The sequence below is a fragment of the Mycobacterium sp. 3-98 genome, assembly GCF_035918355.1.
GTDB lineage: Bacteria > Actinomycetota > Actinomycetes > Mycobacteriales > Mycobacteriaceae > Mycobacterium > Mycobacterium intracellulare.
On record NZ_CP142360.1, the window covers coordinates 4,921,897 to 4,948,429 of the forward strand.

Annotated in this window: 22 protein-coding genes and 1 pseudogene; 12 read left to right on the plus strand and 11 right to left on the minus strand. The window is 67.0% G+C overall.

The window, feature by feature from the left end; genetic code table 11:
* The first annotated feature begins 141 nt into the window (after window positions 1-141).
* Window positions 142-990 carry an LLM class F420-dependent oxidoreductase gene (locus tag QGN30_RS22970; RefSeq protein WP_014379280.1) on the plus strand — a complete coding sequence of 283 codons (849 nt, stop codon included), beginning with the start codon at window positions 142-144 and terminating at the stop codon, window positions 988-990.
* A gap of 6 nt (window positions 991-996) precedes the next feature.
* On the opposite strand, the gene QGN30_RS22975 is transcribed toward QGN30_RS22970, so the two are convergent.
* From QGN30_RS22975 to sucC, 3 genes are all read right to left on the minus strand, one after another.
* Complete coding sequence (locus QGN30_RS22975; protein WP_014379279.1) at window positions 997-2,523, minus strand: acetyl-CoA acetyltransferase; 1,527 nt, start codon at window positions 2,521-2,523, stop codon at window positions 997-999.
* A gap of 75 nt (window positions 2,524-2,598) precedes the next feature.
* On the minus strand, window positions 2,599-3,501 hold the full coding sequence (gene sucD / locus QGN30_RS22980; RefSeq protein WP_008254012.1) for a succinate--CoA ligase subunit alpha: 903 nt from the start codon (window positions 3,499-3,501) through the stop codon (window positions 2,599-2,601).
* 12 nt (window positions 3,502-3,513) lie between these two features.
* Window positions 3,514-4,677, minus strand: coding sequence for an ADP-forming succinate--CoA ligase subunit beta (sucC, locus tag QGN30_RS22985; RefSeq protein ID WP_009957827.1), 1,164 nt, complete (start codon window positions 4,675-4,677; stop codon window positions 3,514-3,516).
* Between the two features lie 329 nt (window positions 4,678-5,006).
* Here sucC and QGN30_RS22990 point away from each other — a divergent pair, with 329 nt between their 5' ends.
* Together QGN30_RS22990 and QGN30_RS22995 are read left to right on the plus strand one after the other, a co-directional pair.
* Entirely contained in the window at window positions 5,007-6,059 is a 1,053-nt protein-coding gene (locus QGN30_RS22990) for a M23 family metallopeptidase (protein WP_038535141.1), read from the plus strand.
* Window position 6,060: 1 nt separating this feature from the next.
* Window positions 6,061-6,651, plus strand: a complete 591-nt coding sequence (locus tag QGN30_RS22995) for a hypothetical protein (RefSeq protein WP_198347158.1) — start codon at window positions 6,061-6,063, stop codon at window positions 6,649-6,651.
* Between the two features lie 84 nt (window positions 6,652-6,735).
* On the opposite strand, the gene pcrA is transcribed toward QGN30_RS22995, so the two are convergent.
* Window positions 6,736-9,078 (minus strand): DNA helicase PcrA, encoded by a 2,343-nt coding sequence (gene pcrA, locus QGN30_RS23000; protein ID WP_008254003.1) that lies wholly within the window; start codon window positions 9,076-9,078, stop codon window positions 6,736-6,738.
* A 391-nt stretch (window positions 9,079-9,469) separates the two neighbouring features.
* On the opposite strand from pcrA, the gene QGN30_RS23005 reads away from it, so the two are divergent.
* Both QGN30_RS23005 and pgi read left to right on the plus strand, forming a co-directional pair.
* On the plus strand, window positions 9,470-9,790 hold the full coding sequence (locus tag QGN30_RS23005) for a chorismate mutase (protein ID WP_080587981.1): 321 nt from the start codon (window positions 9,470-9,472) through the stop codon (window positions 9,788-9,790).
* 113 nt (window positions 9,791-9,903) lie between these two features.
* Entirely contained in the window at window positions 9,904-11,568 is a 1,665-nt protein-coding gene (pgi, locus tag QGN30_RS23010) for a glucose-6-phosphate isomerase (protein WP_014381885.1), read from the plus strand.
* A gap of 7 nt (window positions 11,569-11,575) precedes the next feature.
* On the opposite strand, the gene QGN30_RS23015 is transcribed toward pgi, so the two are convergent.
* The 4 genes and pseudogenes from QGN30_RS23015 to cobF form a co-directional block, all read right to left on the minus strand.
* Entirely contained in the window at window positions 11,576-12,325 is a 750-nt protein-coding gene (locus QGN30_RS23015) for an SDR family oxidoreductase (protein ID WP_038535137.1), read from the minus strand.
* Between the two features lie 41 nt (window positions 12,326-12,366).
* Window positions 12,367-12,834: a zinc finger domain-containing protein gene (locus QGN30_RS23020; protein WP_225324821.1), complete on the minus strand. Its 468-nt coding sequence runs from the start codon at window positions 12,832-12,834 to the stop codon at window positions 12,367-12,369.
* Window positions 12,835-13,035: 201 nt separating this feature from the next.
* Window positions 13,036-13,230, minus strand: a pseudogene (locus tag QGN30_RS23025) (DNA-formamidopyrimidine glycosylase family protein); the annotation flags it as partial.
* A gap of 4 nt (window positions 13,231-13,234) precedes the next feature.
* Window positions 13,235-13,978, minus strand: a complete 744-nt coding sequence (gene cobF / locus QGN30_RS23030) for a precorrin-6A synthase (deacetylating) (protein ID WP_029384271.1) — start codon at window positions 13,976-13,978, stop codon at window positions 13,235-13,237.
* A gap of 126 nt (window positions 13,979-14,104) precedes the next feature.
* Here cobF and QGN30_RS23035 point away from each other — a divergent pair, with 126 nt between their 5' ends.
* The 4 genes from QGN30_RS23035 to QGN30_RS23050 all read left to right on the plus strand — a co-directional run bounded on the left by QGN30_RS23035 (window position 14,105) and on the right by QGN30_RS23050 (window position 18,353).
* On the plus strand, window positions 14,105-15,010 hold the full coding sequence (locus tag QGN30_RS23035) for an AurF N-oxygenase family protein (protein ID WP_009953057.1): 906 nt from the start codon (window positions 14,105-14,107) through the stop codon (window positions 15,008-15,010).
* Window positions 15,011-15,264: 254 nt separating this feature from the next.
* Window positions 15,265-16,242: a DUF4873 domain-containing protein gene (locus QGN30_RS23040; RefSeq protein WP_225331987.1), complete on the plus strand. Its 978-nt coding sequence runs from the start codon at window positions 15,265-15,267 to the stop codon at window positions 16,240-16,242.
* Window positions 16,243-16,622: 380 nt separating this feature from the next.
* Window positions 16,623-17,387 (plus strand): STAS domain-containing protein, encoded by a 765-nt coding sequence (locus tag QGN30_RS23045; protein WP_008253988.1) that lies wholly within the window; start codon window positions 16,623-16,625, stop codon window positions 17,385-17,387.
* 99 nt (window positions 17,388-17,486) lie between these two features.
* Window positions 17,487-18,353 carry an LLM class flavin-dependent oxidoreductase gene (locus tag QGN30_RS23050; protein WP_009953055.1) on the plus strand — a complete coding sequence of 289 codons (867 nt, stop codon included), beginning with the start codon at window positions 17,487-17,489 and terminating at the stop codon, window positions 18,351-18,353.
* 140 nt (window positions 18,354-18,493) lie between these two features.
* On the opposite strand, the gene QGN30_RS23055 is transcribed toward QGN30_RS23050, so the two are convergent.
* The gene (locus QGN30_RS23055; RefSeq protein WP_416366869.1) at window positions 18,494-19,300 is read right to left on the minus strand and encodes an enoyl-CoA hydratase/isomerase family protein; all 807 of its coding nucleotides are present in this window, start codon (window positions 19,298-19,300) and stop codon (window positions 18,494-18,496) included.
* 62 nt (window positions 19,301-19,362) lie between these two features.
* Between QGN30_RS23055 and QGN30_RS23060 the strand changes: the two genes are divergently transcribed.
* Entirely contained in the window at window positions 19,363-20,280 is a 918-nt protein-coding gene (locus QGN30_RS23060; protein ID WP_009953053.1) for an SAM-dependent methyltransferase, read from the plus strand.
* A gap of 4 nt (window positions 20,281-20,284) precedes the next feature.
* On the opposite strand, the gene QGN30_RS23065 is transcribed toward QGN30_RS23060, so the two are convergent.
* Window positions 20,285-22,237, minus strand: coding sequence for a fumarylacetoacetate hydrolase family protein (locus QGN30_RS23065; protein WP_029384270.1), 1,953 nt, complete (start codon window positions 22,235-22,237; stop codon window positions 20,285-20,287).
* Window positions 22,234-24,513, minus strand: coding sequence for an ATP-dependent DNA ligase (locus QGN30_RS23070; RefSeq protein ID WP_009953050.1), 2,280 nt, complete (start codon window positions 24,511-24,513; stop codon window positions 22,234-22,236). The genes QGN30_RS23065 and QGN30_RS23070 overlap by 4 nt, the downstream gene beginning before the upstream one ends.
* An 11-nt stretch (window positions 24,514-24,524) precedes the next feature.
* On the opposite strand from QGN30_RS23070, the gene QGN30_RS23075 reads away from it, so the two are divergent.
* A complete protein-coding gene (locus QGN30_RS23075) occupies window positions 24,525-25,448 on the plus strand; it encodes a carbohydrate kinase family protein (RefSeq protein WP_038535130.1) in 924 nt (307 codons plus the stop codon).
* A 154-nt stretch (window positions 25,449-25,602) separates the two neighbouring features.
* The gene (ku, locus tag QGN30_RS23080; protein ID WP_014379266.1) at window positions 25,603-26,532 is read left to right on the plus strand and encodes a non-homologous end joining protein Ku; all 930 of its coding nucleotides are present in this window, start codon (window positions 25,603-25,605) and stop codon (window positions 26,530-26,532) included.
* Window position 26,533: the final 1 nt, after the last annotated feature.

Here is a 26,533-nt window from a genome sequence, read left to right on the forward strand (position 1 = left end):
GATCACCCACGCTAGCGCACGTGCGGGAACCGGTGGCGCCGCCACTGTCTTGGACGGCGAGGCCCCCGGCGGCCCTCCGGCGAGACGGTCCGTATCACCAGAGCTTGCTCAGCACAGGTAGAACACGTTCTAATTCTCTGCATGGATTACGGGCTTGTGCTTTTTACCAGCGACCGCGGCATCTCTCCGGCGACGGCCGCGAAGCTTGCCGATGACCACGGCTTTCAAACCTTCTACGTGCCAGAACACACTCATATCCCGATCAAGCGAGAGGCCGCGCACCCGACGACCGGCGACGCGTCGCTGCCCGACGACCGCTACATGCGCACGCTGGACCCATGGGTGAGCCTGGGCGCCGCCTGTGCCGTCACGTCGCGGGTGCGACTGTCGACCGCGGTGGCGCTGCCGGTCGAACACGACCCGATCACGCTGGCGAAAAGCATTGCCACCCTTGACCATCTCTCCGGCGGACGGGTCAGCCTCGGCGTCGGATTCGGTTGGAACACCGACGAACTCGCCGACCACAACGTGCCGCCCGGGCGCCGGCGCACCATGCTGCGCGAGTACCTCGAAGCGATGCGGGCGCTGTGGACCGAGGAGGAAGCCTCCTACGACGGCGAATTCGTCAAGTTCGGGCCCAGCTGGGCCTGGCCCAAGCCGGTGCAGCCGCACATCCCGGTGCTGGTGGGCGCCGCTGGCACCGAAAAGAACTTCAAGTGGATCGCGCGCAGCGCCGACGGCTGGATCACCACTCCACGCGACTTCGACATCGACGAACCGGTCAGGCTGCTACAGGACACCTGGGCGGCCGCGGGCCGCGACGGCGCCCCGCAGATCGTGGCACTGGACTTCAAGCCCGTCCCCGAAAAGCTCGCCAAGTGGAGCGAGCTGGGCGTGACCGAGGTCCTGTTCGGGCTGCCGGACAAGCCCGAGGCCGAGGTCGCCGCCTACGTCGAACGGCTCGCCGGCAAACTAGCGGCTCTCGTGTAGGTGCGGTCAGGCCAGCGTGGCCCGGTTGTCCTTATCCGTCGACCGGACCACGATCGAAGCCCCCAGCGGCTCGCCGTCGCTGAGTAACCCGACCAGATCGGGGTCCTCGCTCAGGGCCAGGAAGCGGCTGCCGTCGTCGTCGAGGCGGCCGATGATGAGGCCGGTGCGCACCGGCCAGTCGTAGCGCACGGTGTAGGTCTCGATGGTCGCGCGACCGTCGGCCTTGATGGTCACCGCCATCTTGGGGCGGGCCGCGACCTCGGCGCGCAGTGCGGCGCTGTTGTCGGGCTTCCAATTCACCGGCGTGGTCGAGTACACCCCGACGGAGTACTTGCTCATGATCCCGCCGTTGGCGGCGACCAGGCCGAATTGCCCTGGAAGATCCCGCATTTCGCTGACCGTTTCGGCGATGCCGTGCAGTGAGTAGTTGTTGCCCGGTCCGCCGAAGTACGGCAGGCCGCCGGTGAGTGTGAGCCCCCGCGGATCGTCGGTGGCCAGCTGAGTCCCGTCGCAGAAGTTGAACACCGGCACCGGGAAGCAGCTGTAGAGGTCGAAGGTCGAGACGTCGTCGATGCCGACCCCGGCCACGGCGAGCGCTTCCTGGACCGCCAGCACCGAGGCCGAGTTGTAGGTCAGGTCGAGGCGGTCCAGCAGTGGCTGGTCCACCATGTCGGCGTGGCCGTGCAGGAACACCCAGCGCTCCTCGGGCACGCCGAGCCGGCGGGCGGCGGCCACCGACATCAGCAGCGCGGCGGCGCCCTGATTGACCTGATCGCGGGCCACCAGCAGCCGCGGGTAGGGATCGCAGATCATCCGGTTGGACTCGGTGACGGTGATCAGCTCGTCGACGCTGCGCTCCACCGGGGAGGACGCGAACGGGTTCTTCGCCGCCACCTTGGTGAACGGGGCGAACAGCTCGCCCATTTCGCGCCGGTAGTCGGCGACGCTCAAGCCCAGCCGGGCGCGGCGCGCGTTCTCCAGCAGTCCGTACTGGGCCGGCGCTCCGATCAGCCCATGCGCGACGGTGTAGTCGTCGAACAGGCCGTCGTATCCGAACCCGCGGTCCTCGAGGGAACCCTCGACCGTGTCGGAATGATCCGGCTTATCCCGGTCGGCGAAATACCGGATGCTGGACGTGTTTTCGGAGCCGAAGATCATCACGACCTGCGCCTCCCCCGAGGCGATGACACCGGCGAACTCGGTGACCAGATGCTGGGGGCCCTGGCCGCCGATGGGCTCGAGGATCGCGCGGGCCGGCGCGGCGCCGATGCGCTGGGCCACCGACCGCGGGTAGTTGTTGGACTTGCCCATCGGCGCGGGGGTGCGCCCGGAGATCTCGAACTGCCGGAGGGCGGCGACGGTGTCGATGGCCGCGGCGACGGCGGTGACGTCGGCCCCGGTGTCATGTAGTGCGGCCTGCGCCGCTGCCGTCGCCAACTCCACCGACGACATTCCGCGGTAGCCGGAGTCCTCGATGCGCTCGGTGAACTGCCCCACGCCGACGATGACGGGCGTGTTCGGGTCGAGATTCATAGACCCACTATCTACCGTGTGCCGGGCCCCGGCCAAATCCGGCGCCCTCGCGGCAGCATCGGCCGGGCACGCCCCCTACAGGTTCTGCAGGATCTCCCGGGCGAGCGCCGCGGTCTCCGACGGGGTCTTGCCGACCTTGACGCCAGCGGCCTCCAGCGCTTCCTTCTTGGCGGCCGCGGTGCCCGACGAGCCGGACACGATGGCGCCCGCGTGGCCCATCGTCTTGCCTTCCGGCGCAGTGAATCCCGCGACGTAGCCGACGACCGGCTTGGACACGTTCGCCTTGATGTAGTCGGCGGCGCGCTCCTCGGCGTCGCCGCCGATCTCGCCGATCATCACGATGACCTTGGTGTCGGGGTCCTTCTCGAACGCCTCGATGGCGTCGATGTGCGTGGTGCCGATCACCGGGTCACCACCGATGCCGATCGAGGTGGAGAAGCCGAAATCGCGCAGCTCGTACATCATCTGGTAGGTCAGGGTGCCCGACTTGGACACCAGGCCGACCGGACCGGGGCCGCTGATGTTGGCGGGGGTGATGCCGGCCAGCGCCTCGCCCGGGGTGATGATGCCGGGGCAGTTCGGCCCGATGATGCGGGTCTTCTGCCCCTTGTCGACGTTGTAAGCCCACGCATAGGCGCTGTCCTGCACCGGAATTCCCTCGGTGATGACGACCAGCAGCGGGATCTCGGCGTCGATGGCCTCGATGATCGCGTCCTTGGCGAATTTCGGCGGGACGAAGACGACCGACACGTTGGCGCCGGTTTCCTTCATCGCTTCGGCGACGGTGCCGAACACCGGCAGCTCGACGTCCCGGCCGACCGGGTCCACGTGCGAGACGGTGGTGCCGGCCTTGCGGGCGTTCACGCCGCCCACCACCTGGGTGCCGGCCTTCATCATCAGCGCGGTGTGCTTGGTGCCCTCGCCGCCGGTGATGCCCTGGACGATGACCTTGGAGTCTTTGTTCAAAAAGATCGACATGGCTTGGGTCCCTTACTTGTTCGCCAGCTCGGCGGCTTTGTCGGCACCGGCGTCCATGGTCTCGGCCTGGATCACCAGCGGGTGGTTGGCTTGGGCCAGGATGCGCCGGCCTTCGTCGACGTTGTTGCCGTCGAGCCGGACCACGAGCGGCTTGTTCGCCTCGTCGCCGAGCATGTTCAGCGCGGTCACGATCCCGTTGGCGACGGCGTCGCAGGAGGTGATGCCACCGAACACGTTCACGAAGACGCTCTTGACCTGCTTGTCGTTCAGGATGACGTCCAGGCCGGCGGCCATCACCTCGGCCGACGCGCCACCACCGATGTCCAGGAAGTTGGCCGGCTTGACCCCGCCGTGCTTCTCGCCCGCGTAGGCGACGACGTCCAGCGTGGACATCACCAGGCCCGCACCGTTTCCGATGATGCCGACCGAGCCGTCCAGCTTGACGTAGTTGAGGTCGTGCTCCTTGGCCTTGAGCTCCAGCGGGTCGGTGGCGTCGCGGTCCTCGAACTCGGCGTGGCCGGGCTGACGGAAGTCGGCGTTGGCATCGAGGGTGACCTTGCCGTCCAGCGCCAGGATTTGGTCTTTGGGGTCGCGCACCAGCGGGTTGACCTCGACCAGCGTGGCGTCCTCGGCGACGAAGACCTCCCACAGCTTGTTGATGGTGACGGCGGCGGCGTCCAGCACCTCGGCGGGCAGGTGGCCCTGCTCGGCGATGGAACGCGCGGTCGCCAGGTCGACGCCCTTGACGGCGTCCACCGGGACCTTGGCCAGCCGCTCGGGCTTGGTCGCGGCGACCTCCTCGATTTCCATGCCGCCCTCGACCGAGCACATGGCCAGGTAGGTGCGGTTGGCGCGGTCCAGCAGGAAGGAGATGTAGTACTCCTCGGCGATGTCGCTGGCCTCGGCGACCAGCAGCTTCTTGACGACGTGTCCCTTGATGTCGAGACCGAGGATGTTCTTGGCGTGCTCGTAGGCGTCGTCGGGCGTCGCCGCGTACTTGACGCCGCCGGCCTTGCCGCGCCCGCCGACCTTCACCTGCGCCTTGACCATCACCGGACGGCCGATCTCGGTGGCGATCTCGCGGGCGCCCTCGGCGGTGTCGGTCACGCGTCCCGGCGTAGTCGGTACGTTGTGCTTGGCGAACAATTCTTTTGCTTGATACTCGAAAAGGTCCATGGACTCTCTGTCTTCGCTCGACTCAACTTTTAGGCCTCTTGGTGGGCGGTGCCGCATCCGGCAACTCGCACGGACGAACTGTATCCACCCTCGAAATGGCTTTGACCGCCGCGTCCGCCGATGTGGCACAGCTCACGGGACATGGATAGACGGCCCGCGTGATCCAAATCACAATTCCGGCCGGATTGTGCGACGAGGTTGCCAGTCCCGCGCGTCAGCGGATACCTTCCTAGGGTCCAGATAACGTTATGGTCACGATACGAGGACATTTCAGGTTGCCCCAGCACCGTTTTGCCACGCCCGCTGCCGTAACAACAGGCATCTTGAGGGTGAGTCGCGCCGCAGGCGCCCGGTCGACGGAGCCCCATCGCACCGAAGTCACGGAGATCCTTCCGCTCGACGGCTTCGACTTCGATGACCTTGATTTCAGCGATTCCTATGACGACGTCGGCGATCACGCCGGACTGGACTTCAGCAACGACTCGACGTTCGACAACGAAGCGCAGGTCCTGCTGGCGCCGGAGCTCGACGACCTCCACGAGGTCGACGACCTGAGGCCTCGGTGGCTGGCCGCGCCCGCCACCGAGGTGTTGCCGCGGGTCCCCGTCGAGCCCCACACCGAGCGCCGCATCGATCACGCGCGCGCCACCGACGTCGTCGGCGCCGCCCGCCGCGGAGGACAGCACCGCAAGCAACCCACCAGCGCGGCCCGCGGTCGCCTGCTGATCTCGGCGATGGCCGCCGGCGCCGCCGCCGCGGCCGCCCACACGGCCACCAGCCACGCCGACACCCCCAAGACCGAGGCGGTGCTGACCGCCAACGCGTCCGCGCTCACCGGCGGGTCGGGCAGCAACACCGTCCGAGGCCCCCAGGTGATCGCGGTGGAGCCCGCGGCCACCGCGGCGCTGCACAACCAGGAACTCGCCCGGGGTGTGGCCTTCGCCAACGACCGCGCGGAGCGTGAGGCGCGCTTGCAGCAACCGCTCTACGTAATGCCGACAAAAGGCATCTTCACCTCCAACTTCGGTTACCGGTGGGGCGTGCTGCACGCCGGCATCGACCTGGCCAACTCGATCGGCACGCCGATCCTGGCCGTGTCCGACGGCGTCGTCATCGAAGCCGGACCGGCCGGCGGCTACGGGATGCTGGTCAAGCTGCGGCACGCCGACGGCACGGTCACGCTCTACGGTCACATCAACACCGCCCTCGTCAGCGTCGGCGAGCGCGTGATGGCCGGCGATCAAATCGCCACCATGGGCAACCGGGGCAATTCGACCGGCCCACACCTGCATTTCGAGGTCCTGCAGGGCGGCACCGAGCGGATCGATCCGGTGCCGTGGCTGGCTAAGCGTGGCCTTATGGTCGGCAACTACGCTGGTTGAGGTGACCGCGCCGAACGAACAACCTTCCGGTCCGCCTCCGTCCGAGCCCACTGCGGAGCCCTCATCTCCCTCCGATTCACGGACGCGGATCATCCGCCGCGCGCCGACCGGACCGATCCCCACCACGCCGGACTCCCCTACTAGTCAATTCGTTCCACCGACCCCGACGTCCCGGGGCGGCCCGCGTGCGGGACGGACGGGTTATGCCGGAGTGCCGGCCCTGGAACCCAGCGATTGCACGGCTGTCGCCGCCTGCGCGGTCAGCATTCTCAGCGGATGGGCCACGTCGGTGGTGGCCACCGATCTGATCGCCGGCTGGTGGCGGACCGATCGCCTGTTCTGCATCGCGGTGGCGTTTCTCGCCCTGGTGTTCGGCGCCACCACGGTGACGGGTGTGATCGCGCTGCTGCAGCGCCGACCGGTCAGCCGCTACCTCCTGTTGGCCGGCGCGCTCGTCGCTTTCCTCACCTATATCGGCGTGTTCATCGCCGGCGCCCGTGTGGCGTGGGTCGTGCACCTGCTGCCGCTGTTGCCGATCTCCACGGCGGTGCTGGTGATGCTGCCGCAAACCAAACGCTGGCTGGACGCCTGACCTTCGCCGAACGTGTTCTGGCGGCGAAGATTTCGCCGATTTCTCGCCCAGGGTGCACGTTCGACGCGCTGTATTCTCGCCCGATTAGAGCTTGCTGATCGGGGCGTGGTTGTGCATCAGCTTGACCCGTCCCGAGCTGCCGAAGTCGATCAGCGACATCGCCGATTCGCCGACGCCGGAAACTTCTTCGACCCGTCCCAGGCCGTACTTGTCGTGGGTCACCCGGTCGCCGGGTTCGAGCACCAGCAGCGGTCGTTTGCTCATCCCGGAACGAGTGGGCGCCGCGCGCGGCGGGCCGAATCGTCCGGCGCCGCTCACCGGCGCGCTGAACGACGGCGCCGGCGCGGTGCGGCGCCAATCGATCAGTTCTTGCGGAATCTCCCGCAAGAAACGGGATTCCGGGTTGAGCATGGGCTGCCCCCAGGAGGAGCGGACGATGGCCCTGCTCAGGTACAGCCGCCGGCGGGCCCGGGTGATGCCCACGTAGGCCAGCCGCCGCTCCTCGGACAGTTCGGTCGGGTCGTCCAATGACCGCATGTGGGGGAACATCCCGTCCTCCCACCCGGTGACGAACACCACCGGAAACTCGAGGCCTTTCGCGGTGTGCAGGGTCATCAGCGTGACCATGCCGGCGCCGTCCTCGGGGATTTCGTCGCTGTCGGAAACCAGCGACACCCTTTCCAAGAACTCCGCCAGCACACCGGTATCCGGCACGTCCTCGTCTTCGGGCGTGTGCAGCGACTCGTCCAGCGCGTCGGCGTTCGCCCGGTCGGTGCTGAATTCGTGTGCGACACTGACGAGTTCGTTGAGGTTGTCCAACCGCGCCAGTTCCTGGGGATCGCTGGAGGATTCCAGCTCCCTGCGGTACCCGGTGCGTTCGAGCACCGACTCGACGAGATCCCCGAGATCGTCATCCAGGCGGCCGCGCAGCTCGTCGAGAAGCTCGACGAAACCCGCGATCGCCTTCTCCGCGCGGGAATTCAGCATCGGCACTTTGCCTTCGGCCGCGGCGACGAGTGCGTCGGCGAAGCTGGCCCCGGTGTTCTCGGCGTACACCGCCACGCAGGCCTCGGCGCGATCTCCGATGCCCCGTCGCGGGGTATTGAGGATGCGCCGCATGCTGACCGCATCCCCGGGGTTGTCCAGCACCCGCAGATAGGCGACAATGTCGCGAATCTCCTTGCGCTCGTAAAACCGCACTCCCCCAACGACTTTGTACGGAATCCCGGCGCGGATGAAGACCTCTTCCAACGACCGCGACGAGTTGTTGGTGCGATAGAAGACGGCGACGTCGTTGTAGGTGATCTCGCCCTTGTCGGCGAGCGCGTCGATCTCCTCGGCGACGAATCTTGCCTCGTCGTGCTCGTTGTCGGCGACGTAGCCGACGATCAATTCGCCGGCGCCTTCGGCGGTCCACAGGCGTTTGTCCCGGCGCCCGGAATTGCGGGCGATCACGGAGTTGGCCGCCGACAAAATGTTCTGCGTCGACCGGTAATTCTGTTCCAGCAGAATGGTTGTCGCGTCGGGGTAGTCGCGTTCGAAGTCCTCGATGTTGCGGATGGTGGCGCCGCGGAACGCATAGATCGACTGGTCGGCGTCGCCGACCACGCACAACTCGGCGGGCGGCACATCGTCGGACGATGCCGGTGCTTCTGTGCCGCCGCGGCCCACCAGTTCCCGCACCAGCACGTACTGTGCGTGGTTGGTGTCCTGGTACTCGTCGACGAGCACATGCCGGAACCGCCGCCGGTAATGCTGGGCGATCTGCGGGAAAGCCCGCAACACCGCCACGGTTTCCCCGATCAGGTCGTCGAAGTCCAGCGCGTTCGCCGCCCGCAGCCGGCGCTGATACTCGCCGTAGACGCTCGCCACCGTGCGCGACAACTCGTCGGAATCGTCGGTCAGCTTGGAGACCGCGTCGGCGGGGTCGATCAGCTCGTTCTTCAGGTTGGAGATGGCGTTGGCCAACAGCCGCGGCGAGTAGCGCTTGATGTCGAGGCCCATGTCGCGCCCGATCATCTGCAACAGCCGCCGCGAATCGTCGGCGTCGTAGATCGAAAAGTTGGAGTTGAGGCCTTCGATCAGGGACGCCTGGTTGCGCAGGATGCGCACGCAGGTCGAGTGAAAGGTGGACACCCACATGGCGCGGGCCCGGTTACCGACCAGCCGCACCACCCGCTCCCGCATCTCGGCCGCGGCCTTGTTGGTGAAGGTGATCGCCAGCACCTGGCCGACCCCCACGCCGCGGGCCGCGATCAGGTAGGCGATGCGACGCGTCAACACCGCGGTCTTGCCCGAACCCGCCCCGGCGACGATCAGCAGCGGGGAGCCCTCGTGCACCACCGCCTGGCGCTGTTGCGGGTTGAGCCCCTCGAGCAGTTGATCGGCTTCCGAGGCCGGCTTGGTATCTGTTGCGTGCACACTCATGTCAGTCCAAACTTACCGCCGCCCAGTGACACAAAGCGCCCAGGCATCAAACCAGGCTAGTGGCTCGGCCGGCCTGGATCGCGCCCCGCGGGCCACCGGAGAATGGGCGTGTCGGAACGCATTCTTCGACCCCGTTCTCGTGCCGGTGCCGTAATTGCACCCAAGTCCAAAAAGCGCAGCTTAAACATGTTTTTTTGCGCGCCCACCGTTTTTAATGGCACACTCATTTCGTGCTCAATGTGCAGTGTCGACGACGCTCCTCGACCCCGGAGTGGCGCCGCCGATTTCCCTACGGGTGCCGGTCCGCGGTGCCCGTGGTCTAACTGCTTCCGCAGAGCCCCGGACCCGCCTTCGGCGCCCGGGGCTCGTCTTCAGTGAGGCCCGATACTGCATGAGTCCAGAACCCACACATCACGACGAAGGCGCGGAGGCAACAGGGATGAACATCGAGACGGTGGAGACCCAAGGGGCCACCGACATCGACGACCTACGTCTCGAGATCGATCGGCTGGACGCCGAGATCCTCGCCGCGGTCAAACGGCGCACCGAGGTATCACAAGCGATCGGCAAGGCCCGGATGGCATCCGGCGGGACGCGACTTGTCCACAGCCGCGAGATGAAGGTCATCGAGCGCTACAGCGAGCTCGGCCCCGACGGCAAGGACCTGGCGATACTGTTGCTGCGGCTGGGCAGGGGCCGGCTCGGTCACTGAGCCCGGCGCTCGCCCCCACACCTGGCTCCTTCACGTCAGAGCCCATAGGGTCGAAGCATAATGACCCGCGTCGGCGACGATGCAGAGCGAAGCGATGAAGAGGAGCGACGCCAATGACGTCCCTGCACACCCTCCCCGACATCACCGCCACCCCGGCGTGGGACGCCCTGCGCAGGCACCATGAACGCATCGGCGCCACCCATCTGCGCCAGTTCTTCGACGAGGACCCCGATCGCGGCCGCGAGCTGACCGTCTCGGTCGGCGACCTCTACATCGACTACAGCAAGCATCGGATCACGCGAGAAACGCTGCGGCTCTTGGTCGATCTGGCCCGCACCGCCAACCTCGAACAGCGCCGCGACCAGATGTTCGCCGGTGTCCACATCAACACCTCGGAGGATCGGGCGGTGCTGCACACCGCGCTGCGGCTACCCCGGGACGCCGAACTGACCGTCGACGGTCAAAACGTCGTCGAGGACGTGCATGCCGTGCTGGACCGGATGGGCGACTTCACCGACCGGTTGCGCAGCGGTGAATGGACCGGAGCGACCGGCAAACGGATCAGCACCGTGGTCAACATCGGCATCGGCGGATCGGACCTCGGCCCGGTGATGGTCTACCAGGCCCTGCGCCACTACGCGGATGCGGGCATCTCGGCGCGCTTCGTCTCCAACGTCGACCCCGCCGACCTGATCGCCACCCTGGCCGACTTGGACCCCGCCACAACGCTTTTCATTGTGGCATCGAAGACGTTCTCGACTCTGGAAACCCTGACCAACGCCACCGCAGCGCGCCGCTGGGTCACCGACGCCCTCGGCGACGCCGCGGTGGCCCAGCACTTTGTGGCCGTCTCCACCAACAAGCGCCTCGTCGACGACTTCGGGATCAACACCGACAATATGTTCGGGTTCTGGGATTGGGTCGGCGGCCGCTACTCGGTGGATTCGGCGATCGGCCTATCGGTGATGGCCGCCATCGGCCGGGAAGCGTTCGCGGACTTCCTGTCCGGATTCCACATCGTCGACCGGCATTTCAAGACCGCCCCGCTGGAGTCCAATGCTCCTGTGCTACTTGGCCTTATCGGCCTGTGGTATTCCAACTTCATGGGCGCGCAGTCGCGCGCGGTGCTGCCGTACTCCAACGACTTGGCGCGGTTCGCGGCCTACCTGCAGCAGCTGACCATGGAGTCCAACGGCAAGTCGACCCGCGCGGACGGCAGCCCGGTCACCACCGACACCGGTGAAATCTTCTGGGGCGAACCGGGAACCAACGGCCAGCACGCTTTCTATCAGTTGCTGCATCAGGGCACCCGGTTGGTGCCGGCCGACTTCATCGGTTTCAGCCAACCCATCGACGACCTGCCCACCGCCGAGGGCGACGGCAGCATGCACGACCTGTTGATGAGCAACTTCTTCGCGCAGACCCAGGTGCTGGCCTTCGGCAAGACCGCCGAGGAGATCGCCGCCGAAGGCACGCCCGCCGATATCGTGCCGCACAAGGTGATGCCGGGGAACCGGCCGTCGACCTCGATCCTGGCCGACCGGCTCACCCCGTCGGTGCTGGGCCAGCTGATCGCGCTCTACGAGCATCAGGTTTTCACCGAGGGCGTCATCTGGGGAATCGACTCGTTCGACCAGTGGGGCGTGGAGCTGGGCAAAACTCAGGCCAAAGCCCTGCTGCCGGTGCTCACCGCGGACGCCTCCCCGGCGCCGCAATCGGACAGCTCGACCGACGCCCTGGTCCGCCGCTACCGCAGCGAACGAGGCCGGACCAGCTGATCGGTCCTCAGGCGAACATCTTGGTCAGCTGAGGCGGCAGCACCCGCATCAACTGCACCAGCGGCGCCCACGGCCACCACGGCACCGCCGCCCGCCCGGGCTCCCGCTCCATCGCGGCGACGAGCGCGTTGACGCCAGTTTCGTTGTCCACCATCAACATTGTGCTGTTCGACTTGGCCGTCATCTCCGACTCGATGTAGCCGGGTTCGATGACCGACACCTTGACGGGTCCCTTGGCGTATTCGGCGCGCAACGATTCGCCCAGCGAGCTCAGGCCGGCCTTGCTGGCCGCGTACGCGGCCTTGACGCCCGGCACGCCCTTGTTGCCGAGCACCGACGAAATCAGCACCAGGTGGCCCGAACCGGTCTTGTTGAACATCTCCAGCGCGGTCTCGATCTGCACCAGCGCGGCCACCAGGTTGGTCTCGAGGGTCGCCTTGTTGGCCCACAGCTTGCCGGAGCCGAGTTTGGCGCCCTTGCCGATGCCGGCGTTGACGATGATGCGGTCGATGCCGCCCAGCTCGTCGCTGAGTTCGGCAAACACTTTGGGGACGGCCTCGTGGTCGTTGACGTCCAGCGCGGCGACGGCGATCGTGACGCCCGGATACTTCTGCGCCAGCTCGGCTTTGAGCTCCTCGAGCCGGTCGGTGCGACGCGCGCACAGGGCGAGGTCGCGGCCCTTGGCGGCGAAGGCGCGCGCCATGCCGGCGCCCAGCCCGGAGCTGGCGCCGGTGATGAGGATCTTCTGGCGAGTCATCGGGGCAGCATATCGACAGGTGTCAAGTCCCGGACGGGCGACTACTTCAGCAAACGCGACATCCGCCGGTCGGCCAGGACCTTGCCTCCGGTCTGACACGTCGGACAATATTGAAAAGACTTGTCCGCGAATGACACTTCGCGCACGGTGTCCCCGCACACCGGGCAGGGCAGTCCCGTGCGGGCGTGCACGCGCAATCCGGAGCGCTTCTCACCCTTGAGCGTGGCCGCGCCCTGGCCGACGGAGCGGCTCACCGCGTCGGTGAGCACGGTGATCATGGCGTCGTGCAATGCGGCGAGCTGCTTCTCGGACAGCTTGCCGGCGGTGGCGAACGGCGAGATCTTCGCGACGTGCAAGATCTCGTCGCTGTAGGCGTTGCCGATGCCGGCGATCACCTTCTGGTCGGTGATGACGGTTTTGATCCGCCCGGTGTTGCCCGCCAGAACGCGGGCCAGGTCGTCGGGGCCGAGGTCCAGCGCGTCCGGCCCGAGCGAGGCGATCTGTGGGATCTGCTGCGGGTCGCTTACCAGCCACACCGCCACCCGCTTCTGGGTGCCGGCCTCGGTGAGGTCGAAGCCGGGCGCCTCACCGGGCGTGCCCAGGTGCACGCGCAGCGCGATCGGGCCCTTGCCGGGGCGCAGCGGCGCCGCGGCCAGCTTGTCGGACCACCGCAACCAGCCCGCCCGGGACAAGTGGGCGACCAGGTAAAGGTCGTCCGTCCGCAGCCCCAGGTATTTGCCCCAGCGGTCGGCCCCGACCACGGTCTGGCCGTGCAGCGCGCTGATCGGCGGGTCGAAGGTCTTCAGGACGGACAGGGCGGCGATGTCGACGCGGCCGACCGTCAGGCCCACGGCGTTGCGCCGTAGATGATCGGCCAGCGCTTCGATCTCGGGCAGTTCGGGCACGGTTTCAGTCTGCCGGTCGGAGCAAATAGGTGTCCATGATCCAGCCGTGCCGGGCGCGCGCCTCGGCCCGCTGCGAAACGATGCGGGGTCCCACCTCGCCGACCGTGCCGGCGATGAGCAGTTCGTCGTCGGTGCCCAGGTAGGCGCCCCACCAGATGCGGGTCTTAGGCTGGCACGTGTTGAACGAGCAGTCCCCGTCGAGCATCACGACCGCATCGCCGGCCAATCCGTGCGCGCGCAGCTGCCGGCCGGTGGTGATCAGGACGGGTTCGCCGACCCCGTTGAGCGGGATGCGATGCCGGGCGGTCAGCGCCTGGACGGCGGTGATGCCGGGGATCACGTCGAACGTGAAATCGACCTGCGCGGCAACAGCGTCGAGGATGCGCAGGGTGCTGTCGTAGAGCGACGGGTCGCCCCAGGCCAAGAATGCGCCGACGCCGTGCGGACCCAGCTCGGCCGAGATGGCGTCGGCCCAGATCTGCGCGCGCGCGGCATGCCACTCCGCGACGGCGTCGCGGTACTCGGCGTGATCTGCGCGCCTGGGGTCGGCCAACTCGACGAACCGGTAGCCCGGTTCGCGGATGAACCGGGCGCAGATCTCGCGGCGCAGCGCCACCAGGTCGCTTTTCTGGTCGCCCTTGTCCATCGCGAAAAACACCTGCGTGTCGTTGAGCGCCTCGATCGCCTGCACGGTCACATAGTCGGGATCGCCGGCGCCAATGCCGATGACGTGGATGTGCCGGCCCAATGAACTCTCCTGACTCGCGTCGCTGCTCAACCACATTGCCGAATCGATACCGAATAGACCTAGTCGGGACCTGAAGTACCCAGTACCATGGGTACCGTCTAAGCACCCAATGGAGGGACGCCAGGGATGACCACGTCGCTGAAGCCAGGTGGGCCGAGCCGTGAAGAGTTCTCCGAGCGCTTGCTGAAGGGCTCGGTCAAAAAGTCCTATGAGCCCGTCGTCGACATCGACTGGGACGCTCCGCTCGACCCGGACAAGTTCTATCTGCCGCCGCGGTTGGTGTCGCTGTACGGCACCCCGATGTGGGACGAGATGACCCGCGAACAGCAGATCGAGCTTTCCCGCCAGGAATTGGTCAACACCCTCTCGGCCGGGATCTGGTTCGAGAACATGCTCAACCAGTCGTTGCTGCGCACGATCCTGCACGAAGACCCGACCAGTAACTCGACGCATTACAAGCTGACCGAACTGGGCGACGAGACCCGTCACATGGTCATGTTCGGCAAGGCCATCGAGCGCGTCGGCGCAAAACCGGTGCGCCCCCGGCTGTTTCACCGGATGATCATCAACATGCTTCCGCTGGCGTTTCAGCGCGGGTCGATGCTGTGGGTGGCCGCCCTGATCGGCGAGGAGATCTTCGACTCGCTGCAGCGACAGATGATGGACGACCCCGAGCTGCAGCCAATCATTCAGCGGCTCATGCGCATTCACGTGACCGAAGAGGCGCGTCACATCCAATTCGCGCGCGACGGCGCGCGCAAACGCGTCGCCGAAATGCCTCGGTTCAACCGCTGGTTCATGGCCAACATCAACGGGCTGGGCGGCTACTTCTTCAACTATCTGTTCAGCAACCCGGTCCCTTATGCTCGAACGGGTCTCGACCCGCAGCGGGCCCGAAAGACCGCGCGCACCAGCCCGCATCGCCGTGACGTTCAGGTCGCCGGCTTCGCTCCACTGGCGGCGTTTCTCACCGAGGTAGGCCTGATGGGCCGCTTCGCGCGCCGCGGCTGGAAGCGCAGCAGGTTTCTGTGACGGCTTCGCGTCCCGGCAGCGAATCACGTTGCCACACGGCCATTGTCGGCGCGGGGGTCGGCGGTCAGAGCGCCTGTGATGCGTTGTCGGGCGCCGGTTTCACCGACCTGGTCCTGCTCGACCGGCCCGACCAGGACGTCCTCCAGTCGCGGTTCGACGACGCCTCCGACACTTGGCTGTTGACCACGGCCGGTGGCGAGATCGTGCGGGCCGATGTCGTCGTCGCCGCGGGTGAAGACGTCTACGTTCCGTGGGTGCCGCACCTTGACGGGCGTGACGAGTTTCGCGGCGAGTCGTTTCACTCGGCGGCGTGGGAGCCGGCGTTTGACCCGTCCGGCAAGCGCATCGCGGTCATCGGCACCGATGCCGCTGCCGGCTACCACCTCGGCCGGCTGGTCGAAGCTGCGGCATCCGTCACCGTCTTTGCCCGCGCACCCCGCCGTGTGGTCACCGAGGTGCCGCTGTGGTCTACCCGCGTCGCGCGCTGGCTGCGCCGCCACACCCGCCCGAGCGCGTCGCGGCCGTCGGTGGTGATCGCTTCGTCGGCGGTCGAGACGGCGACCCCGTTGGGGGTGCGCACCGGCGATGGTGTCCACCACAGCGTCGACGCCATCGTCTACGGCACCGGATTCTCGATCGCCGATCCCGTCGCCGACGAGACGCTGACCGGCGCGGGAGGGCTGCCCATCCGAGAGGCCTGGCACGACGGCATGGAGCCGTTCTGCGGGGTGGCGGTGCGCGGGTTCCCCAACTACTTCTTCATCACCGGTCCCGACCCGGACGCGCAAGCCCGCTACATCGTGGAGTGCCTGAAGCTCATGCAGCGCACCGGCAGCCGCCGCATCGAGGTGCGCGCCAGCAGCCAGCATGTCTTCAACGAACGCGCCCAGCTGCGACCGATCGAGCCGCCACCGGCGGCGTCCGCCTTCGACCTTTCGGCCAGCGCGCCGGCCGGCGACGACGCCTACGACGGCACCGCCATGCTGGAGATCGCCGGAAGCCGTCATCCGGTACGGGTTCGGCTCACCGGCCATCTGGACCCGATCGACGGTCGCTACCACTGGCAGGGAACCGTGTTCGGTTCGCCGTCCGACGACCTCAAGCAGGCGCGGACGGCCACGCTGACGGTGGGTGAGCGCAGTGCGCCGGCGCGCATCGTCGAACGGACACCCTGGGGCACGCACTCGGTTGCGGGCGTGGGCGCTCCCCCCTACGCGCTGAGCATTGGGTGAACGGGCACCGCGGCTGCTGACGGAGGCCAGCGCATTTCTGCAGGAAACGACCTGTTTTCAGGCCATACCAGAAAGTTTGGCCGCAAGCCCTATGTGGTAATCCCGTGGAACAGCGCGTGTTGGGCAATGAACTCCATTGTGCGTGCGGGGCGGTGCGGATCGACGCCGCGACGGGCACGGAGGGGGGCGCATGATTCATTCGATGCGGGGCTGCGGCATGAGTCCGGGGGGATCGGGATCGCGGCCTGCCGCTTTTCGGTGCATCGAAGCGGGCTCGCCGCGAACTAGACTTTTGCCGCTGAGGGCGGATACTCAAGCAGTCGGCCCGGCAGAACACACAAGGAGCGGGAAATGAAACCGGACGTCCCGATCGAGCTGGGATGAGCCCGGTGGCTGAGTCGGCCAGCTCACTGGCCGTCGCGACGCGGACGGATGATTCGATCGCCGTTCTGACCGTCGACGGCGTGCTTGACGCCGCCAATTCCACCGCACTGCGCGACCGCCTCATCAAGGCGACATCCGACGCGGCTTCCGCCGTCATCCTCGACGTCTCCGGCCTCAAGCTGAACGCCGAACCGGCATGGTCGACCTTTATGGGCGCCTACTGGCAGATCGGCAGCGCGGCCCACGTTCCGATCGTCTTCGTCTGCAGCAATCGGGCGACCCGCGAGGCGATTACGCGCAGCGGGATCGCGCACTTCATGCCGGTGTATTCGAGCCAGAAGGCGGCGATGAAGTCGCTCGGGCAGAACGGCCGTCGTGCCGTGCGGCGCGCCGACGCGCAGCTGCCCGCCGACCTGACCAGCCTGCGCGAGTCGCGGCGGCTGGTCCGCGAGTGGCTCACCACGTGGTCGCAGGCCAAGCTCATCCCCGTCGCGTTGGTGGTCGTCAACGTGTTCGTGGAGAACGTGCTGGAACACACCGCCGGCGTCCCGGTGATGCGGCTCGAGGCGCAGGGCACGACGGCGACCATCGCGGTCTCCGATGCCAGCAACACGCCCGCCGTGCGGCTTCCGTCTCCAGCGAAGGGCATCGACGTCTCCGGCCTGGCGATCGTCGACGCGTTGTCCCGCACGTGGGGCAGCACGCCGACGGGGTCCGGCAAGACGGTGTGGGCGGTCATCGGCCCCGAGAACCAGCTCTGAATCGTTCCAACCAGTTCTAGCCACACCCATCTGGCGGTTGTGCTGAAACTAGAACACGTTCTAATGTCGTGGGACGACCCCTTCAGGAAGGCAGATGACGTGCGGTTTACCTACGCAGAGGCGATGACTGACTTTCGGTTCTACGTCCCGCTGGCCAAGGCGGCCGAGGCGGCCGGCTACGACGCCATGACGATCGCCGACAGCATCGCCTACCCGTTCGAATCCGACTCGAAGTACCCCTACACCCCGGACGGCAACCGCGAGTTCCTGGACGGTAAGGAGTTCATCGAAACCTTCGTGCTGACATCGGCATTGGGGGCGGTCACCTCGAAGCTGCGGTTCAATTTCTTCGTCCTCAAGCTGCCCATCCGGCCACCGGCGTTGGTGGCCAAGCAAATTGGGTCGCTCGCCGCGATGACCGACAATCGGGTGGGTTTCGGTGTGGGCACCAGCCCGTGGCCCGAGGACTACGAACTGCTGGGAGTCCCGTTCGCCAAGCGCGGCAAGCGGATGGACGAATGCATCGAGATCATCCAGGGTCTCACCTCCGGTGAGTACTTCGAATTTCACGGCGAGTTCTACGACATTCCCAAGACCAAGATGACGCCCGCGCCCACCAAGCCCGTCCCGATCCTGATCGGCGGTCACGCCGACGCGGCGCTGCGGCGCGCGGCCCGCCTGGACGGCTGGATGCACGGCGGCGGTGACCCCGAAGAACTCGACCAGCTGCTCGCCAAGCTCAAGCGTTTCCGCGAAGAAGCCGGCAAGACCGGGCCTTTCGAGATCCACGTCATCTCCGCCGACGCCTACACCCCCGACGGCATCAAGCGGCTCGAGGACAAGGGCGTCACCGACGTCATCGTCGGTTTCCGCATCCCCTATATCAAGGGCAAGGACACCGAGCCGCTGGAGAACAAGATCCGCAACCTGGAGATGTTCGCCGAGAACGTAATCGCGAAGCTTTAGCGGTGGTCGCAAGCGCGGCGCAAGCCGGGCGCAGCGGGCCGCCGCCATCGGGCAAGCGGCGGTCGCAAGCCGGGCGCAGCGGGCCGCCGCCATCGGGCAAGCGGCGGTCGCAAGCGCGGCGCAAGCCGGGCGCTATCTCGTCACAGCGGATCCCACCTGGGCGCGCGCTTCTCCTGGTGAGCCTTGGCGGCCTCAACCGGGTTGTTGGTGAAACCGCTGAGGACCTGGGTGCGGTTCTCGATCTCGATGGCATGGCGGAGGCTGGGCGCGTCCAGCGCGGCATTGAGCCCAATCTTGGTCTGCCACACGCCATAAGCGTTGTTCTCGGCGATCGAGCGGGCTAGCCTCAGCGCGGCGGGCATCAGGTCGTCGGGCGCGACCACCTCATGCACCAGCTTGATGCGATAGGCCTCGGCCGCGTCGATGATGCGGCCGGTGAGCATGAGTTCGCGTGCCACGCCGGCGCCGACGATCTTCGGCAGCAGGTAGCTGGTGCCCATGTCCATCGACGAGAAGCCGGCCTTGATGAACACCGAACCGAACCGGGCCTGATCCGAGGCGACCCGGATGTCGCTGACCAACGTGAACGCCAGGCCGCCCCCGACGGCGACACCGTTGACCGCCGCGATCACCGGGATGTCCAGCTCGTAGATCCGGGTGTACAGGTTGGCCAGCCGGACCTGAGTGTCGTAGGTGACCTTGAACGCCGGGGTGGTCGGCTTGTTCTGCGTCCACGGCTGCCCGGTGCCGCTCAAATCCGCACCGGCGCAAAATCCCCGCCCGGCACCCGTCAGGATCGCCACCCTGAACTCGCCCGCGCTGAGCGCGTCCAACGCGTCGTCGACGCCGTCGATCAACGACCCATCGATCGCGTTGAGGCGTTCGGGCCGGTTCAGGGTGATGCAGGCGATGTTGTCCTCGAGGGTTTCCAGGTTCACTGAAGGCATACCGAGACCGTAGGCGACCGATCGGGCATACCGTGGTTGGGCCACACATCGAAGGAGCAGCCATGGCACGAAGCGAGGGCGACACCTGGGACCTGGCCAACAGCGTGGGCGCCACCGCCACCATGGTGGCCGCGGCCCGGGCGGCCGCCACCAGGCGGCCGCAACCGGTCATCACCGATGAATTCGCCGAGCCGCTGGTGCGCGCCGCCGGCCTGGACCTGTTCACCAAGCTGGCGACCGGCGAACTCGATTCCTCCGACATCGAAGAGGGGGTCGGGTTTTCGCGGTTCGTCGACACCTTCGCCGCCCGGGCGCTGTTTTACGACGACTATTTCGCCGCGGCCGGGCAGGCCGGCCTGCGCCAGGTCGTGATCGTGGCGTCGGGGCTGGATTCCCGCGCCTACCGGCTGCCGTGGCCCGCGGGGACCACGGTGTACGAGATCGATCAGCCGGAGGTGATCGCGTTCAAGACCGCCACGCTGGCCGAGATCGGCGCGGCCCCAACCGCCGAGCTGCGCACCGTGGGTGTCGATCTGCGCGAGGATTGGCCGGCGGCCCTGCAGGCGTCGGGCTTTGACCCGAGCAAGCCGACGGCGTGGCTGGCCGAGGGAGTGCTGATCGGATTCCTTCCGCCCGACGCCGAGGTGCGGCTGCTGGATGCCATCATTCCGCTGTCCAGCGAGGGCAGCCGGTTCGCCGCCGATTTCGGGGCCGTGGCCGGCACGTCGCCGGAGGCGCTGGAGAAATCCCGGCTCATGGCCGAGGGGTGGCGACGGCAGGGGCTCGACCTGGACATCACCGCGTTGACCTATCCGGGGGAGCACACCGACGTGGCCGCGTATCTGCGGGCCAACGGATGGGAGACCACCGAATTCCGGCTCTCCGACCTGTTTTCGGCGGCGGGCCTGCCGGACTTGGGGGAAGCCGAGCACCAGGCGCCCGCCGCCACGATCAGCTTCGTCCGCGCGGTGCGGACCTGAAGCGTCACACAGCCCGTTTGGCCAGCCACTCAGCCTGCATCACGAGCAGGCCCATGACCTCCAATTGCGGTGTCTGCGGGTCGAGTTCGCGGTAGCGCTGATAGACGTTGACGACGACGCGCTCGGCGTCCAGCCAGGACGCGTACTCACCGAGATCAATGGTGTCGGCGGCCTCCGCCCACGACAGCCCCTTGTGGTAGGCGGCCTCGGCCTGTTCGGCGACATGCATGAGATAGCCACGCACAGCACGGATCCCATCCGGATCGGTGACCGGGCCGTGGCCGGGTACCACCGTCGGCGCGTCCAGCGCGATCATCGCGTCACAGGCGGCGACCCAGTTGGCGATCGGGCCGGCCCACACGATGGGCGTGCAGCCGATGAACAACAGGTCGCCGCCGAACAACACCCCCGCGTCCGGTACATGCACCACCGAGTCGGCGGCGGTGTGCGCGGGACCCAGATTCAGCACATCGATGCGCCGCCCACCTACCTCGACGGCAAGGTTGCGATCGAACGTCTGATCCGCATTGCGCAGCTTGATGTTGCTGAAGTCGAAGTGCCCAAAGCGTTCTCGTGTGTACGGCGTGGCGACCGGCCCGAGGTTGGCGGTCTGCGCCATGGCGAGCATCTCCGGGGCCATCCCATGTTCGATTTCCTCGGCGGTGCCGCGCGCGGCGATGATCCGCACCGAGGGATCGAGCAGTTGGTTGCCGTGTGTGTGGTCCCCGTTGGAGTGCGTGATCACCGCGTCGGTGATCGGCGCGGACGCGGTGAGCGGCCGCATCGCGGTGAGCATTTCGCGGGTCAACGCCAGGTCGAACAAGGTGTCCACCAGCAGCGACGCCCCGTCGCCGGCGATCAGCCCGGCGTTGCTCCATCCGTAGCCGCCGTCGGGCAGGGTCCAGGCCCACACCCGGCCGCCGACCTCGTGCAGCCCGCGGGTGTAGGGCACCCGCGCGCGGGCCGGGTTGACTCGCGGCGGGGCGGGAGCGGCGTCCGAATTCGGCCGCGCCGCCAGCGGGTGCGGGGCACCGCTGGCCCGCACGGTTTGCCGGGTCTCCCCCAGCCCTTCGACCTGGAGCGTGACGATGTCGCCGTCGTGCAGCCAGCCCGGAAACGATTCCAGGGCCGCCGGATTGAGATGCTCGACCAGCGTGCAGGTCGGCACGGTCCCGGAGCCGATGACGTCGCCGGGCGCGAGGGTGACGCCGCGCGAGGCATAGGAGATGACCTCGCCGAAGGTCCAGTCCATCTGGGCGGTCGACCCGGAACCGATGACGACGTCGTTGACCAGGGCGGTGACCCGCAGGTCCAATCTGCCCGGATAGGAGGGGTGGCGATACGGTTCGAGCTCGTCGGGGGTCACCAGGTACGGGCCCAGCGTGACCCCGCTGTCTTTGCCTTTGCCTTGCCCGATCCCCAGTTGGCTCTCCATCTGCTGCAGGTCGCGGGCGGACCAGTCGTTGAAGATGGTGTAGCCGATGATCGCCTGCTCCGCCTCTTCGACCGTGAGATCTTTGCCTCCGGTCCCGATCACGGCGGCGATCTCCAATTCGAAGTCCTGCCACGCGCTTCCGGGCGCCGTGGGGGCGTCGTCGTACGGACCCAAAACGGTTGCCGGGCAGGCGAAGTAGAAGGCCGGTATGCGGTACCAGGAGTCGCCGAGGGTGCGCCCGGCGCCCAGCGCGGCCTGGCAGTTGCGCATGTGGTCGAGGAAGCACAGGGAATCACGGATGGACGGCGGGCGTGGAATCGGCGCCAGCAATCGCACCCCCGCCAGCGGTGCCACCGCCGCCGGGGATCGCTGCGCATCCTGCCCCGCCTGCCGCAATCCCTCGGAACCACGGGCGACGAGATCGAGCAGCGTCACGCCCGGTGGCATCGCATAGATCGTGTCGCCCGAGACCACGCCGACGCGTTCTGCGCCCGAAACATCTTGATAGGTAACCCATTTCACTCGCGCACCACCTCACTCGCCTCCTTGTCCGGTCGTAGTCCGCGCCAACTCGATTGGCGTAACCGGTCATCCGGGGTCCACTCGCTGTAGCGCACCTCCCCGACCAGCTCCGGCCGCACATACGTCACGCCGCGCGCTTCGCTCCTGGGAAGCGGTGGGTCAAAGGGGGATTCGTCGGTGTGCAGCGGTGCCAGCGTCTTCTTCAAGTTTGCCAGGTCGCGGTCGGTGAACCCGGTGCCGACGCGCCCGGCGAAGTGCAGTCCGCCCGCGGTGGGGATACCCATCAGCAGTGAGCCGATGCCGCTGCTGCGTCCGCCTTCCCCGGCTTTCCAACCGCCGATGACGACTTCCTGGGTGTTCCAGTGCTTGTCCTTGATCCACGACGACGAGCGGCGGCCCGGCTGATAGGTGGAGTCGCGCTTCTTGGCGATCACCCCCTCCCAACCGCGCTCCGCGGAGTGCTCCAGCGCCTCCCTGCCGTCGCCGGGCAGTAGGTCGGGGACGATGAGCCTGCTGCCGGCGGCCAACATTTCCAGCAGTTTTCGCCGATCCCGGTAGCGGGCCCGCAGCAACGAGCGGCCGTCGAGGTAGAGCAGGTCGAACGCCCAGAATTCGACCCGTGAGCCCCGTCCACGGTTTTGCATCTCGTGAAAGTTGGGCACCCCGGAGGAGTCCAGGACGACAGCCTCCCCGTCGAGCACCACGTGATGGTCGGCGAGATCGTCTGCCAGCCAACGCAGTTCGCGGTATTCCTGGGTGACTTCGCGACCGCGTCGCGACCGCACCCGAAAGGCACCGTGGTCGGCCTCGATCAGAAGCCGGTAACCGTCCCATTTGCCCTCGAACGCCCACTGACCTGCCTTCAGGGCCGTCACCGAACCGTGGGTGGCCAGCATGGGTGCGATGGTGTCGAACTCGAAGACCTTCTGGTCCTTCATCCGATGTGCCAACCACTGGTCGCCATTGGTTTGAATCAGCGCGTAGCGTCCGGAGATCTTGCTGCCGTGCAGGTTGACGATGACCTCCCCTTTTTCGGCGGAGTCATTGAACTTTTCGGCGTCGTAGGTTCCGGAGTCCCAGATGATCACCTTGCCCGCGCCGTATTCGCCCTTGGGGATGACGCCTTCGAACCCGCCGTATTCCAGCGGATGGTCCTCGGTGTGGACCGCCAGGTGGTTCACCGACGTGGTTTCGGGCAGGTTTTTGGGCACCGCCCAGGACACCAGCACGCCGTCGCGCTCCAGCCGGAAGTCGTAGTGCAGGCGTCGCGCGTGGTGTTCCTGGATGACGAAGGTGTTTCCTTGGCCGACAGCGGGTTTCGCCGCCGGAACCGGCTCGGGGGTCTTCGACGCGTCGCGCATGCTGCGGTACTTGGTCAACCGATCCGGCACCGGAGCGTCCTCGTCCAGCTCTGCAAGCAGGTCGCCGTCGCGCGCGACCCGGGACAGCACTTCGTCATACCGCAGCTGGCGCAGCGACGGGTCGTCGAGTTCGTCCCAGGTGCGCGGCGCCGCGACGGTGGGATGTTCGCGTCCGCGCAGGGAATACGGTGCGATGGTCGTCTTGGAGCCGTTGTTCTGGCTCCAGTCCAAAAAGATCTTCCCCGCCCGCAGGCTCTTGGTCATGGTCGACGTGACAAGCTTGGGCATCGTCTTTTCCAGCTGTTGCGCAACGCGTTTGGCCAACACCGTGGCGCCTTTGCTGCTCACCGGCTCGTCGAGCGGCGCATACAGATGCAGTCCCTTGCTGCCGCTGGTGAGCGGGAAGGTTCTCAGCCCGATCCCGGCGATCAGGTCGCGCACGGCGCGCGCCACCTTGGACATCTGCGCCATCGTCACGCCTTCGCCGGGGTCGAGGTCGAACACCAATCGCGTCGCCGGACCGGGCTTGAGTTCTTCGGCCCGGCTGCGGGTCCACTCGGCGACGAACCGCCACTGCGGAACGTGAACCTCCAACGCCGCCTGTTGGGCGATCCAGGCCAGGCCGGTGGGGTCGTCGATGATCGGATAGGTCGTCGTTCCGGATCGATGGGTCACGCTGGCGCGCGGCAGCCAGTCGGGTGCCGACGCGGCGAGTTGCTTCTCGAAGAAGGATTCCTGTTCGACGCCGTTGGGCCAGCGTTTGCGCGTGGCCGGACGCCCGGCGATGTGCGGGATCATCACCTCGGCGATCCGCGTGTAGTAGTCGAAGATGTCGCTCTTGGTGGTTCCGGTGGCGGGATACAGCACTTTTTCGGCGTTGGTCAGCTTGACCCGTGGCCCCGCCGTCGGACTCATACTCTGAGTCTATGGGCGGCGCGCTGGTCATCGGTGAAGCGCTGATCGACAGGGTCGAACGGCGCGGCGCCGTCGAGCACGTCGGCGGCAGCCCGCTCAACGTCGCGGTCGGGCTGGCCCGGCTGGGTCGTCACGTCGACTTCTTGACCCATATCGCGGACGACGAACCCGGCCGGCGCATCGCCGCGTACCTGAAATCCTCTGGTGTGCAACTCGTTCCGGGAAGTGTCTCGGCCGAACGCACGCCGGCCGCGGTCGCGACGATCGCCGACGACGGCTCGGCCGCTTACACATTCGATCTGCAATGGCGGCTTTCCGGTACGCCCGAGGTGGCACCGCCGCTGCTGGTGCACACCGGGTCGATCGCCGCCGTGCGCGAACCGGGGTGCTTGGCGGTCGCCGCGCTGCTCGAGGCTTACCGCGTCTCGGCCACCGTGAGCTTCGATCCCAACGTGCGACCGTCGCTGATTCCCGACGGTGACGCCGCGCAGGCCCGCATCGCACACCTGGTCGAGCGCAGCGACATCGTCAAGGTCAGTGACGAGGACTTGAAGTGGATCGATCCCGACCGCGAGCCCCAGCGCACGGCCCGGGGGTGGCTGGCGTCGGGACCCGCGATCGTCGTCCTGACGCTGGGCGCCCGCGGCGCCGTGGCGTTCTGCGCAGCCGGCGATGCCCGGGTGGAGGCCACGCCGGCCAGGGTGGTCGACACCGTCGGTGCCGGCGACGCCTTCATGGCCGGTTTGCTCGATGCGCTGTGGGCATTGGGTCTGTTGGGCGCCGACCGCCGCGCCGCCCTGAGCCGGGTCGGGCTCGACGCGCTCACGGCGGTACTACAAGCCGCCAGCCTGGCGTCGGCGCTGACGGTCTCGCGGGCCGGCGCCGAACTCCCCGATCGCGCCGCGCTGCGGGCCCAAGCAAACCGGCGCCGCTAGTGTCTTCGAGCGCGGCCCTTTCGCCCGCGGATGTAACGCCACGGCGAAAATTCGAGGACAATCTCGCCGTGGCGTTACGGGCGCGGGCTTTTGAACAGCGGCGCGGCGGCGGGGGTGCTGTTAGGCAGCGAACAGTGTGGGCATACTGACTTACATGCGCTCCATCTGGAAGGGTTCCATCGCGTTCGGGCTGGTGAACGTCCCGGTCAAGGTGTACAGCGCCACCCAGGACCACGACATCAAGTTTCACCAGGTGCACGCCAAGGACAACGGCCGCATCCGATACCAGCGCGTGTGCGAGGTGGACGGCGAAGTCGTCGAATACCGTGACATCGCCCGGGCCTACGAATCCGATGACGGCCAGATGGTCATCATCACCGACGACGACATCGCCACGCTGCCCGAGGAACGCAGCCGCGAGATCGAAGTGCTGGAGTTCGTGCCGGCCAGCGATGTGGATCCGATGCTGTTCGACCGCAGCTATTTTTTGGAGCCCGACTCCAAATCGTCGAAATCCTATGTGCTGCTGGCCAAGACGCTTGCGGAGACGGACCGGATGGCGATCGTGCACTTCACGCTGCGCAACAAGACCCGGCTGGCGGCGTTGCGGGTCAAGGACTTCGGCAAGCGCGACGTGATGGTCATCCATACGTTGTTGTGGCCCGACGAGATTCGTGATCCGGACTTCCCGATCCTCGACAAGAAGGTTGAGGTCAAACCCGCCGAGCTCAAAATGGCGGGGCAGGTGGTTGATTCGATGGCCGAGGAGTTCAACCCCGACCGCTACCACGACGACTACCAGGAGCAGCTGCACGAGCTGGTCCAAGCCAAACTCGAAGGCGGAGAGGCGTTTACCACCGAGGAGCAGCCCAAGGAGCTGGATGAGACCGAAGACGTCTCCGATCTGCTGGCCAAGCTGGAGGCCAGCGTGAAGGCGCGCTCCGGTGGAGGCAACGGCAAGGCAGCGGAGAAAAAGGCGCCCGCGAAAAAGAGCGCGGCGAAGAAGACCGCCGCCAAGAAGGCACCCGCGAAAAAGACCGCCGCCAAGAAGGCTCCGGCCAAGAAAGCGGCCTCGAAGTCCTGAC

Bases quoted from the DNA above. Each gene is read 5' to 3' on its own strand.
- QGN30_RS23075 (WP_038535130.1), top strand. From the start codon at position 24,525: ATGGGCGGCGCGCTGGTCATCGGTGAAGCGCTGATCGACAGGGTCGAA.
- sucD (WP_008254012.1), bottom strand. From the start codon at position 3,501: ATGTCGATCTTTTTGAACAAAGACTCCAAGGTCATCGTCCAGGGCATC.
- QGN30_RS23070 (WP_009953050.1), bottom strand. From the start codon at position 24,513: ATGAGTCCGACGGCGGGGCCACGGGTCAAGCTGACCAACGCCGAAAAA.
- QGN30_RS23005 (WP_080587981.1), top strand. From the start codon at position 9,470: ATGAGTCCAGAACCCACACATCACGACGAAGGCGCGGAGGCAACAGGG.
- ku (WP_014379266.1), top strand. From the start codon at position 25,603: ATGCGCTCCATCTGGAAGGGTTCCATCGCGTTCGGGCTGGTGAACGTC.
- QGN30_RS23035 (WP_009953057.1), top strand. From the start codon at position 14,105: ATGACCACGTCGCTGAAGCCAGGTGGGCCGAGCCGTGAAGAGTTCTCC.
- QGN30_RS22975 (WP_014379279.1), bottom strand. From the start codon at position 2,523: ATGAATCTCGACCCGAACACGCCCGTCATCGTCGGCGTGGGGCAGTTC.
- pcrA (WP_008254003.1), bottom strand. From the start codon at position 9,078: ATGAGTGTGCACGCAACAGATACCAAGCCGGCCTCGGAAGCCGATCAA.
- QGN30_RS23045 (WP_008253988.1), top strand. From the start codon at position 16,623: ATGAGCCCGGTGGCTGAGTCGGCCAGCTCACTGGCCGTCGCGACGCGG.
- QGN30_RS23015 (WP_038535137.1), bottom strand. From the start codon at position 12,325: ATGACTCGCCAGAAGATCCTCATCACCGGCGCCAGCTCCGGGCTGGGC.
- QGN30_RS23060 (WP_009953053.1), top strand. From the start codon at position 19,363: ATGGCACGAAGCGAGGGCGACACCTGGGACCTGGCCAACAGCGTGGGC.
- QGN30_RS22970 (WP_014379280.1), top strand. From the start codon at position 142: ATGGATTACGGGCTTGTGCTTTTTACCAGCGACCGCGGCATCTCTCCG.
- pgi (WP_014381885.1), top strand. From the start codon at position 9,904: ATGACGTCCCTGCACACCCTCCCCGACATCACCGCCACCCCGGCGTGG.
- sucC (WP_009957827.1), bottom strand. From the start codon at position 4,677: ATGGACCTTTTCGAGTATCAAGCAAAAGAATTGTTCGCCAAGCACAAC.
- QGN30_RS23055 (WP_416366869.1), bottom strand. From the start codon at position 19,300: ATGCCTTCAGTGAACCTGGAAACCCTCGAGGACAACATCGCCTGCATC.